A 16,192-nucleotide genomic window follows, 5' to 3' on the forward strand; every position below is an offset into this window, starting at 1 on the left:
AGGACACCCGGCGCCCGGCTCTCCACAGGCCCATCCAATCTGGCTCCACTCCACGGGCTCCTCAACGGCGGGCCGTCTGTTCCAGGACGTCTCCACCCGCCTTCCGAGTGACGACCAGCCGGGACAGCCGATCCCCTCGGCCTCCCGCAGCCCGTCCAACTCGGTTATCCCCTCCCGGAACTCCTCGCTTCGCCCGCTGCCGGACGCCGTGGCGTCGTTGCTGGAGGAGCTGCGTGCGCATGGGTACTGTGCGAGGACGGGGGCGGGTGGATGCTTGATCGGAGGTCGGGTGATGGCTCGGCGTTCACGGCTTTCTCCATGCGGTGATGTGGGGCCGGCCGATTGGGTGGTCGCGGGTGTAGGGCCGTTCGGATCCGGGGTGGGTGGTCTGGTGCCCCGCGGCTTCGAGGCGTACGCCCGGATCCTGCACCCGGCCTACGCGGCCGACGGGAGCCCCGTGACGTGGGCGCGCGTGGCCGCGTGGTCGGGCGGGGCGGTGCACCCAAGGGTGCAGTTCCAGGCGCTGGCCGGCCCCGTACCGCGCTCGGACACCGTACGACCATGGGCGGAGGAGCCCGACCCGGGGACGCTGCCTCCGGCACTTTTGGCAGCGCTGTGCGACGTCCTCGCCAGGCACACCAGATCGTCCGACCGCTGCTGGTTCTGCGTATCGGACGTGTACGGACCGGCGCCGGAGGGGGCGGCCGTCACGTTCACGGCGGACGCGGGTGACGACGGGGAGCCCGACGTCCTTGCGCCGGAATTCCCGCCAGAGATCGCCGAAGGCCCTCGAGTGGAGTTGCCGGAACGCGCATATCTCCTGCTCGAGGGCCCTCTTGACGCCGCCGGGGACCTCGCGATGCCGCTCTTCCCGCAGTCGCCCAACCTGTTCTGGCCCGATGACCGGGCATGGTGCGTCACGACGGAAACGGACCTGGACTCCACCTACCTCGGAGGGACCGCGGCGCTCATCGCCGAGATATTGGCGGACGAGCGCTTGGAGGCCCTCCCGGTCGAGGTGACCGACCCGGTGTGGGCGGACAGCGACGAGGTCAACCGGTGATTCGGGTCAGCAGCGGATGGAGACCGTCGGGGTCTTCTTCCCGACCGTGGCGACCCTAGGGGAGTACCCGGGGGGCGCGTAGAGGGTGGCGACCGCTTCGCCGTGGTACCTGCCGGTCCTGCAGACGAGCGCCGCGTTGCCCTTGGCCGTGCGCGCCCCGGTGCTGCCGAACGCCTTGATCTTGCTGCCGTGGTTGCTGAAGAGGCCGACCTTCCCGCGGATCATCCGGAGCGGCTGGGTGCACGTCACGCCCGTGCGGACGTTGACGGTGCCGTGCACGTGACCGGACTTGTGCGGGATGCCGCCGTGGGCACCGATGAACCGGATCTCGCAGTGGATGACCCTGGCGCCTTGGGCCTTGGAATGGGTCGAGAAGTCGACGTTGGCCTTGCCCGGTACCGGGAGGTCGGCGGGCGTCGCCGCCTCCGCCGTCGCCGCGTTGCCGACGACGCCCATGACGGCCACGGCCCCCACGACGGCCAGCTTCCGCTTCAGACCTGCCGTGGACCCCCGACGCTGCTGTCCCATGTGCTGCCTCCATGCAATTGTCGAACCAAGACCCCCTGTCGATAAGCAACTCTTGCAGCGCAAGTGAATTCTTGTCAAGAAATTCCGCGCGGATGGCAAGCGGTTGTAATTTGCCATATTTGCGCATATGCCTCATATCTAGTGCAGGTGAAACAGATATGTAACCTGCGCGTCCCACCCGACGAGCCGGACCGCCACGAGGCCGCCGCATCGAGAGCGCCAAGGTGATTAAGGAATGGGAGGCCGCTCACCGGAGAGAGCAACGAGCAGCATCGGGACGCCGACCTCCGTCCTGCACGCGGACTGGTCCCGGATGATCCTCGGGGGGTGCCGAACTGTCCGAGCTGCCGGGGTGCAGGGTTGGCGCACGGGCGGGCGCGGCGCCGCCAGCGCTTCGTCACCCGTGAAAGCTCACATAGTCCACGCGGCCTCACTACTCTGACGAGCGTGACGGGGGCAGAGCGACGCCGAACTGCACGGTCGGTTGGTAGATCGTGGGGACCTACACCCGCGGCAAGCACCGGCAGGCCAACGGAATTCTGGAAAGCCACGCCTGGTAGGCGCCGAATGGATCGACGCCTACCGACACTGGACCCGCTGACGACGAGCGAAGATGAGCGAATACCAGTACTACGAGTTCCTGGCCGTCGACCAGCCCCTGGACGAGGAGCAGCAGGCCGAAGTCCGCGCTCTGTGGGATGATGCGGCGCTACTACGACGCCCACCTGTACGTCACCAACTGGGGCACCCACCAGGTGATGCTCCGCCCCCCCGCAGCCTGTTGCCCCTCAAGGCCGCCGAGCGGTACTGCATCGACCCCTACGTCACGGCCGAAGTCTCCGGAAAGCACCTCATCCTTGACCTGACGACCGAGGACGAAGGCGGCGACTGAATCGAGGGCGCCGACGACTCCCTCTCAGCGATCATCGGAGTCCGCGCCGAACTCGCCGCCGGGGACTTGCGCCCGCTCTACCTCGCCTGGCTCGCCGCCTACGGAACCTGGGAACGCGACGAGGATGCCTTCGACCAGGACGAGGACGACGAACTCGAACCACCGATACCCGCAGGGCTGTGTTCCCTGACCGCCCCACAGCGCACTCTCGCCGACTTCCTCCGCCTCGACTCCACCCTCCTCCAAGTCGCCGCCCAGTCGAGCCCACCCCTGGCCGACACCAAGGACGACCCCGGCCGACTCGCCAAATGGATGGAAGAACTGCCTCCAAAGGAGGGGAAGGCCCTCCTCCTCCGAGTCGTCCAGGGCCAGGGGCACCAGGTCCAGACAGAGCTACTCCGCCGTTTCCGCGGCGAACCAGACCCCGCGAGAGACGACCGTCCCCGGCGCACGGTTGCCGAACTCCTGGACACCGCCGCCGCACTCCGCCACGAGCGTGAACGCGAAGCCGAGGCGGGACGTGCAGCGCAAGCGGCCCGCCGCGAGCAACAACGCGCGGCGGCCCGTGAGTACAGACCGGACGCCCTGACCGGCCGCCGGTGAGTTAGCCGTACGCAACCCGACCATGGCCTTGGAGTCGTAGTACACGTCGTTGTGGCACGGGAAGGACGTCGAGGGTTGCTTTTGGCGTGTCCCCCACGCCATCGCCGGCGCGACGTGTCCGCGCTGCCGGGCCGACAGTGGCCGTCATGCTGAAATCCGGTGACCGTGAGCCGATCCTGATTGCATGGCCGGTCGAAGTTGGCGAGTGGTATCGCCGTTGACGGTGGCAACGGTCCCGATCGCGGTCGGGTTGGTGGGCAACCTCGCTACCAGCACGGTAAAGGTGGAGACGCGGTGGTGGGCCCAGGCCACATGGGTGGTGACGGGGCTCCTAGTCGTGATCGCGGTCGCTGTGGAGACAAGACGATCGTTTCGTGGCGCGCGTCCAGCGAGGATTTCCAACCTGCCGGCTCGCAATCTCTACTTCACAGGCCGGGCGTCGCTGCTGGAGCTGATCCATCGCCGGGTACGGTCCAGCACTCTGAATCGCGCAGCGACCGCCATAGTGGCGGTGCAGGGCATCGGCGGAGTTGGGAAGACCCAACTTGCGCTGGAATACTCGCACCGTTACACACGCGAGTACGGCGTGCTCTGGTGGGTGAACGCCGAGAGCGTAACGCTTGCCACGACAGATCTGCTCGCACTCGCCCAGCGACTTGGCGTTCCGGTCACAGCACAGCCGGATGCGATGCTCGCCGAGCTTTGGACCTTACTGGCCGACCGTGACGACTGGCTGCTCGTTTACGACAATGCTGACGACGAGGCCGTCATGGCTCGGCTGCGCCCGCGCAGCGGCGGCCGTCTCTTGATCACTGGACGTGCAGTGGCCCTGAGTAGACTGCCCGAGCCCATCGAGGTCACCGAGTTCACCCATGAGGAGTCTCTCGAACTACTGAAGGCACACGCTTCCCTTTCGTCCCAAGACCTGGATCACGTCGCGGAGGCGCTCGGCCATCTCCCGCTCGCGGTAGAACAAGCCGGGTGCTTTCTCGCCGAGACCGGTCTGGACGCCGCCGCCTTCCTCGGCCTCCTGTCCTCTCAACCCGTCGCCGCAGGTCTCGACGACCCCACACTGGAACGCCATCCGGGTCTCGCCGCGATGGTCGGCACCGGCCGCGCGCGGCTGCAGGCGATCGATCCGAACGCCAGGGCGCTGATCGACAAGCTGGCCTTCCTCGCCCCCGAATCACTCCCCCTGACGTGCGGCTCGAACCGATTTGGGGTCTGCCTCGGCGATACTGCCACAACGCTGCAGCTGGTCCGGATGCCGGCACGGCTCGGCCTGGTGCGACACCAAGACCACACTCTGCTCGTACATCGGCTGGTGCAGGCACTCGTGCACAGCACGCTGGACGACGAAGAGCGCCCGACCACCTTGACGGGCGCACAGCGGCTTCTGGCCACCGTTGAGCAGGGCAATCCCCGAGACCCGGCGGCGTGGCCCGACTTGGCAGGGCTCACTCCCCACGTCCAATGCCTCAGCACGCACCTCGCGAGCGAGATCCACGCCGCAGAGGACACAGGCTTCCGAACTCTGCTGGGCACTCAAATCGAGTACCTGAACGAATCCGGCCACGCCTCCGCCGCTCACACACTGGCCGGCCAAGCGATGGAACGCTGGACGCGCACCTGTGGCTCTGAGCATCCGGACACCTTGCGCGCGGCACACGGCCTCGCCAGGGCGTTGTACTGGCTGGACGACTTGGAGGGGGCCCGCGAAGTCGGCCAAACAACCCTGGACCGACGGCGCCGCGTCCTCGGCGCCGGCCATCCCGACACTGTCTTCACGGGGAACAATCTGGCCTTCACCTTCACCCAGCTAGGTGAATTCCAGCAGGCACGCGACCTGTGCCAAGAGGCGCTCGCCCACCGGCGAGTGCTCGGTGACGACCATCGTGCGATACTCGGCGCCGCCTTCGCCTTGGCGGCCGCAACCCGTGGATTGGGCGATTACCAGCGGGCCCGTGAACTGGACGAGGACATACTGGAGCGCCATCGCAGCATCCTCGGTGACGGACACCCCGACACCTTGCGCTCAGCTCGCAACCTCGCTAAGGACCTCTTCTTTCTCGGCAACCAGGCACGAGCGCTAAATCTGCTGCAAGACACCCTGCGCTGGCAGCGCGGAGTCCTCGGCGACTCCCATCCCGAGACCCGCAGATCAGAACATGATCTCCAGATTTTCGCCGCCCGATCACCCGAGCGTGACAACTGACGGGACCGTCTGCCGACGGTCATCCGGTCTGAATATCTTCGCTGTCGGCAAGAGACCAACTCCAGTCGGCTAGTCCCCTTCCGGTGAGCGTGGTCACGAGCCGAACGATTAAAGGCCGATCCGTTGGTGACGGGAACCAGTTCTCTGGCTTGGCCGTTACTGTCAAAGTGACGGAATTTGAACCCACGACCTCTTCGTCCCGAACCGATGATCATGCACAGACCTGGACGAGCGATCAACCACGTTTCGCGGTAAAGTCCCAGGTAGATGGCCTGCCTTGTTGTCAGTGAGTGGTGGCTAGGATCCCGCTGTCATTCATAGTCCGGGGTCAAACGAGGGTCAGATGATCAAGCCTGGGAGGTGGGGAGCCCCATGGGGCAGACGCGCAAGAGAGTGGGCAAGGACGGCAAGCCTCGCTACACGGCCTACTACGACGACATCCGGGGCCAGCGGAGATCGGCCGGAACCTACGCGAGCAAGAAGGAAGCAGAAAAAGCATGGCAACGCGCCGAAGTGAAGGTCTCTGAAGGCAGAACCGGAGAACCCGCACGCGGAAGGCAGCGCTTCAAAGACTACGTCGAGGACACCTGGCTCCCGAACCACGAAATGGAGGCCAGCACCCGATCGGGGTACACCTACACCATCTACAAGCACATCATGCCGGAGTTCGGCCGTATGCGGATGGTTGATATCCTTCCCGAGCACGTCCGCGCATGGATCGCCAAGCTCAAGAAGCAAGGCATGACGCCCGTGACCATCCGCTGCACCAAAATCATCCTCAGTGCCATCTTCACCACGGCGCTGGAGGACCAGGTCACGTTCCTTCACCCCTGCCGCGGAGTGAAGGCCCCGCCCGTCGTCCGCAAGCCGCTCAAGATCGTCACGCCCGAGCAGTTCGACGACATCTACCACGCGCTCCCCGAGGGGACCTTCCGTCTCCTCACCGAAACCGAGATCGAGAGCGGCCTCCGCTGAGGCGAACTCAGCGAGTTGCGTCCCAAGGACCTCAACCTCAGAACCCGCATCCTCACGGTCAGCCGCACGGTCGTGGAGCTCAACCCGAAGTTCCACCCGGACGGCGGCCATTTCCTGGTCAAGGACTACCCGAAGGACAAGGAGTACCGCCGCTTCAAGATCAGCACCCAGATGGCCGAGAAACTCGAAGACCACATCAGGACGGCGCGACTTACCCAGGACGACCTCCTCTTCCACATGCCGCCCCAAGACAAGCCCCGCGCCCGCATCACCGAGATCCCCGACCCAGCCACCCTCGGCCGCACCGAGCCCAACGACAAGGGCCGTACCTACAACCACGGCACCCTCAGCGCCTACACCGCCGGCAGATGCCGCTGCGACTACTGTCGCGGCGCCTTCGCCCTCTACCGAGCCGGCCGCCGCTCCAAAGGCAAGGACAACCCTCGCCCCCTCCGCACACGCATGACGGACGGCCACATCCCCAACGACTGGTTCCGCCGCAACATTTGGTACCCGGCCATCGCCGCCGCTGGCCTCGACTTCAGACCGACCATGCGCGACCTACGCCACGCCCACGCCTCCTGGCTCCTCAACGGCGGCGCCGACCTCCAGATAGTCAAAGAACGCCTCGGCCACGCCTCCATCGCCACCACCGAGCGCTACCTACACACCCTCCCAGACGCCGACGAAACAGCTCTTGAAGCCCTAGCCAAGACCCGGAGCAGGTCAGGAACGCGGTAGCGCACATGCCTATAAGACCTGGTCTGCTCATGTGCGGCCGGCGTAGCTTCTCTTCATGCCGGTGCGTCGAGGCTGCCGACTTCTGCTGCCTCGTCAGGCTGTGACAGTGGTGTTGACCGCGACTCACCGTCCGCACACGCCTTGTGGCTGAGAGGGGACCTCTACGCTGGATAGCCGGGACGAGCGTCGTACTATCCGTCTAAAGTTGTTCTCGCGTCCGACATCCGCACGGTGGTGGCTCTGGTGGAGGGAACCTTGTCTGAACCGTCGGCGGCCCCCAACTCGCCCGGGGAGCAAGAGCCAGAACTGTGCCCGGCGTTGCTACAGGCACTTCCACCAGAAGTCACGAAGACACTGATCGGCTGGCAGGGTAGGTTTGACACCAAGATCATTTTCGATCGCTGGCTGATCCCTGGACGAAGCGGCGCCCAGGTCGCGTCCGTCGCTTTGAGTGGCCGACTGGGCACGCGCAAGGTCGTTATGAAGGTCTGTCCGCCGGGCCAGACGACCAGCAAAGAACCGGTGCGCCACCAACAAGCGCTGGAGGATGCTCCTCAGGCGTTTGCGGCGCGCCATCTGGTCCAGCAGCCCATCGCCCCGGTGAAGACCAGCAAGGGGGGTTGGTGGGTCATGTTCCAGGAGATTGCTGGCGGGAGCATGCGCAATGTGCGGGGTCTATCGACCCTGCGTGGCCGCCAACTGCCAACCCTAGCGGCTTCGGTCGCGTCCTCCGTCCTGGCCGAGTGGAATCCCGCTCCCGACATAGTGAACAAAACACCAGCAGATTTCCTGGCTGAGCACCTCGATGGGCGGCTGACAGCTGGCGGTCCGTTCGACGACCTCCTTAGAGAACTTACCTACGCTCCTGCATCAGAAGGTACTGATCACCCCCACTGGGTGCATACGTCACCCCAACGCATATCCCCCAACGCAGCAGCATGGATCAAAGATAGAGCGTGGGACGGTTCGGCTGGCCAGCATATCCTCGCACTTTACGGCAAGGCGCACGGCGACCTGCACCCAGACAATATCGTCCTACCAGTCGGCCCGCATCCCGAGGTTGACAAGTACCGGCTCATCGATCTATCCGCATATTCTCCGGCGGCTCCACTTAGTCGGGACCCGGTTCACCTATTGCTCTCCTGTGTCATCACAGAAGTGGCTGAGATGACCGAGGTGCAGCGAAAAGCTATTGCGGATTTCCTTATCGATCCGACAATGGATGCCCCTGCGCGACTGCAAGTATCAGGCGTATGTGACATAGCAAACGATATCGCCGAGGCAGGTGAAAAATATGCGCGGCAGATCGACATGCTTGACGATTGGCAGGACGCGCAGCTGCTCTCACTTTCTGGGAACGCACTGCTTTTTGCAATTCGCCCACTTAACCCGATCATAAGAGCATGGGCCTATCAGCTCGCGTGTGACGCCCTCGGGAGGTTTCTCGCCGGGCGCGGCATTGAGGCGCCAGCGGGCGATGTTCCGCTACTGACGTTTGGTGTTAACCCTGCCGCTACGGTGGATGTGGTGGAGGCCATCGAGGAACTTTCTGAGGCCTGCGGGCGCTGGTCAGGAACCAGCGCGAATATTGCAGTGGTTGACTCGAGTACCCTCAATGATGAAGCAATCGCCCGGTTCGTGCGGCTGGGCTGGGACTTGGTCGTCGAGATAAATCCCCAGACGGACGTTGCCGGGTGCTGGGCGAACGCGAGTTCAGATACGAATCGGGCACACCGGCTTCGGCTTCCAGGTCAGGACCTGATTCTTGGCAAGAAGAGTACATTATGGCTCGCCGCCGCTGGGCTGAGCGATACCAATCCCATCAATCCTATCGAGAACCTCAGGGCTTGGCGTAAGAGATACCTGCGGTTCGTGACCGATGCGTTCGAAGCACTTGCCCGGCATACATCGAAGCCGGTGACCGTCACATGCTTCGGCTCGCCTGGGCGTGCACAACTTGCCATCGGCGAGACTGCTTTGGACGTCTTTGATGACCGGGCACGGTTGGTGGTTGTCTCCGATACGGATGCCGGGGATCTCGCGGACTATGCAGCTGACGTGGTTCGCTGCGATCCGAGCGCGCTTCTGCCTGCAATTGGTTCGACCTCGGTAGCTAGCGATCTTAAGCGTCGGCCAACGTTGCCGTCGACAAACGGCCCGATGCTGGTGCCCGATGAAGTCGTCTCACGGCTCGGAGACACCGCGGAGCTCTTGCACTCAGAGGTGGGCATCAAGGACGACAGTGCGGATGCAGATATCGGGGCGTTCTATCGGGGCAGGCCGATCTCCTGGTTCGAGCTTGACCTCGATCTCGACGTCCCGCGCCGCGTCACTGACGACCTGCTGGTCCGAGTGACGGAGGCGCTGGAGCAGCGAGACACTCTGCGCATTATGCTCGGGCACGCCCCAGGAGCCGGCGGCACCACGGTTGCCCGACGCATCGCTTGGCGTATCAAGGACACCTATCCAACTGTCGTCGTGCGTACCGTCTCCGATGACGTGGTCCTCGCTGAGGCTGTGGCCGATCTGGCCCAACTATCGAGTATGCCTGTCCTCTTGATTGTCGAGTTGGTTCCTGAATCTGTCCTTGATCGTCTTTTCGGCATGCTACGGGCTAGGAGCATCCCAACTGTTCTGCTGATCAGTGCCCGGCGTACGGGGCGAGGATACGGCCAATCTGGCACAGAAATCGGTGTGAAGGCGTTCCATGGGGGGAGCACTGCCAGTCAGCGAGGCCTGCGGCTTGGCCCCATGACACGACGGAACGAGCGAGTCTTGATGGCGGAACGATTCGCCGAGATGGTGCCGGAGCGAGCAGACGCCCTGTACGCACTGACGGGCGGTAGCTTGGCCACCAATGTCCCGTTCTTTTACGCGTTGACAGCTTTTGATAGCGACTTTGAGGGTGTCCCCCACTACGTTAGACAGTTCTTCAACGGCCTGCGAGAAGAGGAACGTGAGATCCTCATCTTGACTGCGCTGGTGCATCGATTCAGCGGCATCGCGGTTCCAGCTGAGCTGTTCGCGCCCTTGCTGAATTTGTCCAGATCGACACCTGTCGAGCTGGCTAAGTCGGTGAGCGCCCAGCTTCTAGATCTGCTATCTGAGACTGAGCCGGGTACTTGGCGGATGACGCACAGTTTGATCGCCGAGGAAGTCCTTCGACAGTTGCTTATGCCCGAGCGACTTTCCTCAAGGGAAGACTGGCGGGCTGGACTGCCTTCGTGGAGCCTGCGACTAATTAGCCATGCGAGTACCGTCTATGGGCGTTATCTGCCCGAGGATATAAGCCTAATTCTTGGACGCCTTTTTACACGGCGTGATGACCGCGACCCAGTCGAGCCGCGTAGCAACGGGACATACACGGAACTTCTGCAAAGCATGTCCAGTTCAGGTCGATTGGAAGTAATGCGTGAGCTGACCGAAGCGTTCCCTCATGAGCCACATTTTTGGGGACATTTGGGACGGTTGCTCTCCTATGACCATAACGATTATGCGGGTGCCCTCACTGCCGTGGACAGGGCCATTTCTTTGTCCCCACGGGATGCGTTGCTGCATCATATGCGCGGCATGATCTTCCGGAATCAGATGCGCAACTTGATCCGCCAACGACCCGACCAGGACGTCAGTCAGGCTGAACGAGAAAACACGGTGCTCTACTTGGCTGAGTCTGCACGTAACGCCTTCCGCGAGGCATCGGAGCTCGATGACACCAGCGAATATGGCCACATTGCGCTGGCCCGAGTTTGCGTCGACGTTATCGAGTTCGGTTACCAGCTGTCGGGCGAGCGGACTTACGCGACCTTCCTGGCCAAGCCAACGACGGGTGTTTACCGTGATCTCCTAGAGGAAGCAGAGGAGAGCATCGACGCTGCCCGAGAGATTCGCGGTGCCGACCGCGCATCCTTCGCAGCCGAGGAAGCCGAGCTTGGCGTCCTCAAGCTTTATGACGATTACCAGGCGCTTCTTCAGGGGTGGCGCGGCCTACTGGGTCGGCCCGACCTATATAAGCCGACAATCAGGCGTCGGCTCGCACGGGCGTACCGAAATCGACATGGCAGCTGGCTTAATGCGAGCCAGCGAGATATTCGACAGGCTGTGGAGCTTCTTGATAGCAACCTCAGGGATGACCCGCGCGACTTCGCGAGTCTCCTGGAGTGGCTCTGGGCAGCGCGATTCATTCCAGTCTCTGTCGACCGTGCGGCCGATCTAGTCGAGATATGGGCGTCTGCGGAGAAAGATCGCAATGCGCTTTTTTATGACTATGTCCTTACCTGTCTTCGGGTGCTTAAAGGGCAGGACAGTGCCATTCCTGAATATCAGCGCAAACTTGAGCGTTCCAGGGAACGTTCAGCCTTCTTTGGCAACCGTAGATTCGATTACGAGTGGCTTGGAGAGGGGACGGAGCTTGGCAAACTTGTTCACTACACAGATTTGCGTGACTGGGATAGGTCAGGGGAAGGGCCTGCACCAAGCCATCTTGCGCGCATTTCCGGGCGCGTCAACCGGATCAATGGGCCCGCCTCCGGTACAATAGACTTTGGGCGAGGTGTTGAGGCATTCTTTGTACCGCAACGCGCCGGTCTGCACCGAGGAAGCGACGAAAATCGCAGGGTCAGTGCTTTGCTCGCATTCCGTTACGACGGCCCTCAGGCCTGGAGCGTTCGGACTGAATGAAGGAAGTTTCGGATATTCTTCCTTTGTGCAGATCGTCTCGACGCTAAGGCGGCTGAAGGGCTGATCTGTATACGCGGAAGCGTGGATTGCTACGGTTGACTACATCGCTGTGAGCAGAGTCGCTCAGATCCACCTCCTAGGCATCCGTTATGAGGCTGAGGGGGCGCGACATGATTAGGGTTGGCAACATGGCGCCGAACTTGCCCCCTGGGTGTGATCTGGTCGCGTATGGCGGGAACGCCGAGGACGTTGTGTTGGTGCGTACTTTCGGCGACCGGCCCGGTGGATTCTTCGTGGATGTTGGGGCCGGGAACCCGGTTCAGGGGTCGCTGACCAAGAACTTGGTGGATCGGCTTGGATGGCGCGGGGTCAACATTGAGCCGCTGCCCGAACGCTTCGAGAGGTTGCGGGCTGCTCGGCCGGGTGATGTGACGTTGGACGTGGCGATCGGGGAGCGGCCTGGTCTGGCGAGCTTCTTCCGGATCGTTCCGGGGCCGGGGAAGACTGGCGGCGGTGGCCTGAGCACGCTGGAGCGGGACGTGCTGGCGTTGCACTTGGCCGATGGATGGCGGTGTGAGGAGTTGCGCGTCGAGGTGATGCGGCTGGAGACGGTGCTGTCGGACTATGCGCAGCCCGAGTTCGATCTGTTGAAGGTAGATGTCGAGGGGGCTGAGGCGTCCGTATTGGCCTCGGCGGATCTGGCGGTGTGGCGCCCCAGGGCGATCGTGATCGAGGCGACGGTGCCCTTGACCTCGCGTCCCAGCCATCACGAGTGGGAGCCAGGCGTGCTGGCGGCGGGGTATGAGTTGGCGCTGTTCGACGGACTGAACCGGTTCTACGCGCGTGACGACGAGCCTGAGCTCCGTGACCGGTTGTCGGTGCCGGCCAACGTGCTGGACAACTACATCCCGTATCGATGGGCGGTGCGGCTGGGCCTGGCGATTTAGAGGCTCAGCTCTTCTGCCACTAGCGCCAGGAGGTCTGGATCGTTGTCGCGCAGATGACGGGCTATCCACTGGCCGTCTGTGTCGGATAGTCCCAGGGCGACGGTGTCGATGAGACGGCGCAACAGCATGAGCGGAAGCAAAGCGTGCAGGGCCGCGCGGTCGACTTCGCCGTAACCCTCCAGGAGTGGTTCGGCCGACCCGCCGTGTGGAAGGTCTACGGCAAGCGCCCAGGCCAGGTCGAGCATCGGCGGGCCCTGTTCGACGGCGCCGGGGTCCAGGACGCCGGTGAGGGTGTCGCCGTCGAACAGCGCGTTATGGCCGACGGCGACGTCCCCGTGGATCGGCGTCATTGGCATCGCTTCGCAGGCGTCGCTGAGACGTTGGGCGATAGCGGGGTAGGCGTGGGGGACGGCGCGACGTGTCCAGCCGAGCAAAACGCCGAGCGCACCGGGGTCGTCCAGCCGCAGGCCGGCGGCCGGGCTGTGCGAGTGCCACGAGCGCATCATGCTTCCCAGCGCACGCTGCTGCTCGAAGGTCGGGTGATCGTTGTGTGTTCCGGGTAGCCGTTCGAGGACAGCCCACCAGGTGCCGCCAGGGGCGGTGCCGTAGTCGAGGAGCTGCGGGGCCGGGATGCCGGTCGCGGTGCGGAGTTGCTCCAGGTGCAGAGCGGTCTCCAGGCGCTCGTGGGCGCGGCGCTGGAGTTTGATGACGGTGCGTTCCCCGTTGATGATCCCGTCGTCGGCTTGCTGGACGGATGGCCCATCGAATGCCGGAGAGGCGGACGCCGACCGCACAGTGCGATCGAGGACATCGCCGGGTAGCCGGTTGGTGGGGATGAATGCCTCTCGGTCAGCCACGTCCAGCGGTGCGCACACACTATGGTGCTGGCGCCGAAGCCGGTCTAGGGGCTCCTTCCAACGCTGGAGGGCGGTGTCGGTGCTGTCCAGCCATTGCAAGGCCGCATCCCGTGGGGCAGGGATGCTGGCCCACCAGCTGGTCACTTGGACCCAAACGGGTAGGCACTCGGGTTGCGGACCTTGGGCGGAGGCGGCAAGCCGCGTGGCGATGGCCGTGGCTTGGTCGATGCGTCCGTCGGCGGCGTACTGCAGTACCCGGATGGCTTCCGCGGGAGTGAGTTCCCCGGTGGCGCCGAGCTCTTCGTACTGGCGGGCTGCACTGTTCAAGAGATCTGCGGCCTGTGCGTGCTGGCCGCGCAGGGCGTGGGCCATGGAGGCGGCCAGGTCACACTGCGCTACACCGATCAGTTCCCCAACAGCGGAGTTGAGGTCGCGGGCGCGGGGGACGAGTGCGAGGGTGCGGTCGGGGTCGTACCACATCAGTGCGAGGGCCAGGTGGCGCAGGGCGCGGGCTTCCCACAACGGCATTCCCGCGGCCTGGGCGGCTTCCAGCGTGGTCTCGAAGAGACGGGCCGCGTCGGCGAAGCGGGCGTTGTGGATGTAGGTGTGGCCGAGCATGTCGGCGACACGAATGCGGTCGAGGCCTTCGTCGGTGGCCTTGTCCATCAGTTCGGCGACCTGCCGGTAGTCACCGCGGCGAAGGGCATTGTCGGCCAGGCCGAACAGAGCGCTCGCGCCGATCAGCGAGCCGTCGGGTGTGATCGCCGACAGGTGACCGATCGCTTCGTCCAGGTGTCCCGCGACGTGGGCGCGGGTGCCCAGCTCCCAGCGGTAGTAGTCGGCGAATGGGTCGCTGGACTCGGGGATTGCGCACTCACCGACCAGCCTAAGCATCGCCTGGTAGCGGTCCTCAGCGTTGAGGTCGCCGCGGGTGGTCAGCCGGGCGACGGCGGACAGCCGCGTTAGCTCGGGTACTGCGTCCGGTGCGGGGAGGGACGCCAGGACCTGCCAGTGGCCGGCGACGCTCAGGCTGTAGGCGAGGTCGGCCAGCACTGGCGCCAGTACTTCGTGCTCGATCGCGGCGCGCAACAGCAGTAAGAACGCGGCGACGGTCCGGCGGCTCCGCTCAGCCAGCGAGGCCGACTCTTCCTCGTCCCAGATCGACAGCGCGACCTTCGCGAGGTGGCTGATGGCGCGCTGCAGGTGTTCGCGGCGCTCGCCGAGTGTCCATCCATCGGGGGTGTGGGCGTCGCAGTCCAGGACACTGCGGCGCAGGTTGTCGTGCAGCCGATAGGCAGGCCACACCGACTCCTCGCGCCGGACGAATGGGCGGGAGGTGAAGGCCTCGATGCGTCGGCGGCGTATGCCCGGGAGCATCGCCTGCAGCAGGTCGGCATCGAACGCTTCGAGCAGCGCGGCGGCACGCAGGAGGTCACGGTCGGTCTCCGACAGGTCCCTCATCGTCCGCAGTACCAGCGTGGGGAACCCGAGTCCGAACACCTCCGGGGGCGGCGTCTGGCCGCGCGCGAGGTACTGCCCGTACAGGCTCGCTGACAGGTCCAGATACAAGGGTGACCCGCCGGATCCGGCGATCATTCGGTTCCGCACCGCCTCGTTGATCGCGGGGCGGTCGTCCACGGTCAGCCGGGTCGTCAGATACTCGTTCGCGGACACCGGGTCGAAGCCGTCCAGCCTGAGCTGGACCGGTCCGGCGAGATCGGGCCAGCGGTGCGCGCCGCCGTAGGTCAGTCCAAGGGCACGGACCGGGTCGTGCCAGCCCAGCGGCAACCGGCTCGCCGCCAAGAACGTTCGGCATCAGGTAGACCAACCGCGACACCAGGTCCTCCAGGCCGCTGCGCTCGGACGGCAGCCCTTGGACGATCTCCAGTGTGTCGAGAACGCACACCGCGAGTACGGGCCTCTTGGCTCGGGCGCGTTCCAGGTCGGCCGACAGCAGAACGGGCATGTAGCCGAGCATCCGGTCGGGGTCGGGCTCATCAAGGATCGGGTCGAGCGCGGGCAGCTCGTTACGCAGTGACTTCAGCTTGGCCTTCTGCGCAACGGTGCGTCCGAGCTTGTCCAAGACCTGATAGGTGACGCTGATCGCGCCGAACCCACCGAGGAGCTGGTCGACGGTCCCGCTCACCTGATCCGCTGCTCGCCTTCCGTCCACCGATCCCTTGCCGAGGAAGGCGGCGAGCGACTCACCTGGATGCTTGCGCTCCCAGTAGAGGGCCAACGCGACGTCGAACGCCGGCCAGCTACGCGCCAGAGGCCCCAACCCGGCCCGGACGCGCAACAGCAGAGACTCGAAGCTGGAGGTGTCGGGGTCTGCGAAGTCCAGGACGGCGCACGCCCGGTTCTTCGGAAGCCCGTCCAACTTTCCCTGAACCGCGAGGTCGGCGACGTGACGCGTCAGCGTGGACTTGCCGATGCCGCCCTCTCCAGCCACCGCGAGGATGTTGACCGCGGGCCGCTGGAAGTTCATCAGCGCCGGGACAGGCCACTCACGTGCGGAGTGCTCGATCAGCCAGCGATGACATCGACCGATCTGCTCTTCCCGGTTGGTGAACACCTCATTGGTGGCGAACGGCGCCTCAGGCCCGTAGCCGAAGAACTGATCGATGCTCACCGGAACACCCGATCACACGCGACCACCGATGACAACGCCGCCTGCAGACCGTCTGGTTTGGC

The 16,192-nt window shown here is 64.4% G+C and carries 11 protein-coding genes; 8 read left to right on the forward strand and 3 right to left on the reverse strand.

The window, feature by feature from the left end:
* Nucleotides 1–391 precede the first annotated feature (391 nt).
* Nucleotides 392–1,063: a hypothetical protein gene (locus ACA511_RS02915; RefSeq protein ID WP_375022440.1), complete on the forward strand. Its 672-nt coding sequence runs from the start codon at nt 392–394 to the stop codon at nt 1,061–1,063.
* A 6-nt stretch (nt 1,064–1,069) separates the two neighbouring features.
* Here the strand turns inward: ACA511_RS02915 and ACA511_RS02920 are convergent, their stop codons facing one another.
* Nucleotides 1,070–1,591 (reverse strand): hypothetical protein, encoded by a 522-nt coding sequence (locus tag ACA511_RS02920; RefSeq protein WP_375022441.1) that lies wholly within the window; start codon nt 1,589–1,591, stop codon nt 1,070–1,072.
* 613 nt (nt 1,592–2,204) lie between these two features.
* On the opposite strand from ACA511_RS02920, the gene ACA511_RS02925 reads away from it, so the two are divergent.
* The 7 genes from ACA511_RS02925 to ACA511_RS02955 all read left to right on the forward strand — a co-directional run bounded on the left by ACA511_RS02925 (nt 2,205) and on the right by ACA511_RS02955 (nt 12,641).
* Nucleotides 2,205–2,483, forward strand: a complete 279-nt coding sequence (locus tag ACA511_RS02925) for a hypothetical protein (protein ID WP_375022442.1) — start codon at nt 2,205–2,207, stop codon at nt 2,481–2,483.
* 66 nt (nt 2,484–2,549) lie between these two features.
* Complete coding sequence (locus ACA511_RS02930) at nt 2,550–3,086, forward strand: hypothetical protein (protein ID WP_375022443.1); 537 nt, start codon at nt 2,550–2,552, stop codon at nt 3,084–3,086.
* A 223-nt stretch (nt 3,087–3,309) separates the two neighbouring features.
* Nucleotides 3,310–5,301, forward strand: a complete 1,992-nt coding sequence (gene fxsT / locus ACA511_RS02935) for an FxSxx-COOH system tetratricopeptide repeat protein (protein WP_375022444.1) — start codon at nt 3,310–3,312, stop codon at nt 5,299–5,301.
* A gap of 372 nt (nt 5,302–5,673) precedes the next feature.
* Nucleotides 5,674–6,276, forward strand: a complete 603-nt coding sequence (locus ACA511_RS02940; protein WP_375022445.1) for a hypothetical protein — start codon at nt 5,674–5,676, stop codon at nt 6,274–6,276.
* A 15-nt stretch (nt 6,277–6,291) separates the two neighbouring features.
* The gene (locus tag ACA511_RS02945; protein ID WP_375022447.1) at nt 6,292–7,017 is read left to right on the forward strand and encodes a tyrosine-type recombinase/integrase; all 726 of its coding nucleotides are present in this window, start codon (nt 6,292–6,294) and stop codon (nt 7,015–7,017) included.
* Nucleotides 7,018–7,248: 231 nt separating this feature from the next.
* Nucleotides 7,249–11,694 (forward strand): hypothetical protein, encoded by a 4,446-nt coding sequence (locus ACA511_RS02950; protein WP_375022448.1) that lies wholly within the window; start codon nt 7,249–7,251, stop codon nt 11,692–11,694.
* 188 nt (nt 11,695–11,882) lie between these two features.
* Entirely contained in the window at nt 11,883–12,641 is a 759-nt protein-coding gene (locus ACA511_RS02955) for an FkbM family methyltransferase (protein WP_375022449.1), read from the forward strand.
* On the opposite strand, the gene ACA511_RS02960 is transcribed toward ACA511_RS02955, so the two are convergent.
* Both ACA511_RS02960 and ACA511_RS02965 read right to left on the reverse strand, forming a co-directional pair.
* On the reverse strand, nt 12,638–14,959 hold the full coding sequence (locus ACA511_RS02960; RefSeq protein WP_375022450.1) for a phosphotransferase: 2,322 nt from the start codon (nt 14,957–14,959) through the stop codon (nt 12,638–12,640). The genes ACA511_RS02955 and ACA511_RS02960 overlap by 4 nt on opposite strands.
* Nucleotides 14,931–16,130 (reverse strand): hypothetical protein, encoded by a 1,200-nt coding sequence (locus ACA511_RS02965; RefSeq protein WP_375022451.1) that lies wholly within the window; start codon nt 16,128–16,130, stop codon nt 14,931–14,933. The genes ACA511_RS02960 and ACA511_RS02965 overlap by 29 nt, the downstream gene beginning before the upstream one ends.
* Nucleotides 16,131–16,192: the final 62 nt, after the last annotated feature.

This window comes from Actinomadura sp. GTD37 (genome assembly GCF_041951365.1).
GTDB lineage: Bacteria > Actinomycetota > Actinomycetes > Streptosporangiales > Streptosporangiaceae > Spirillospora.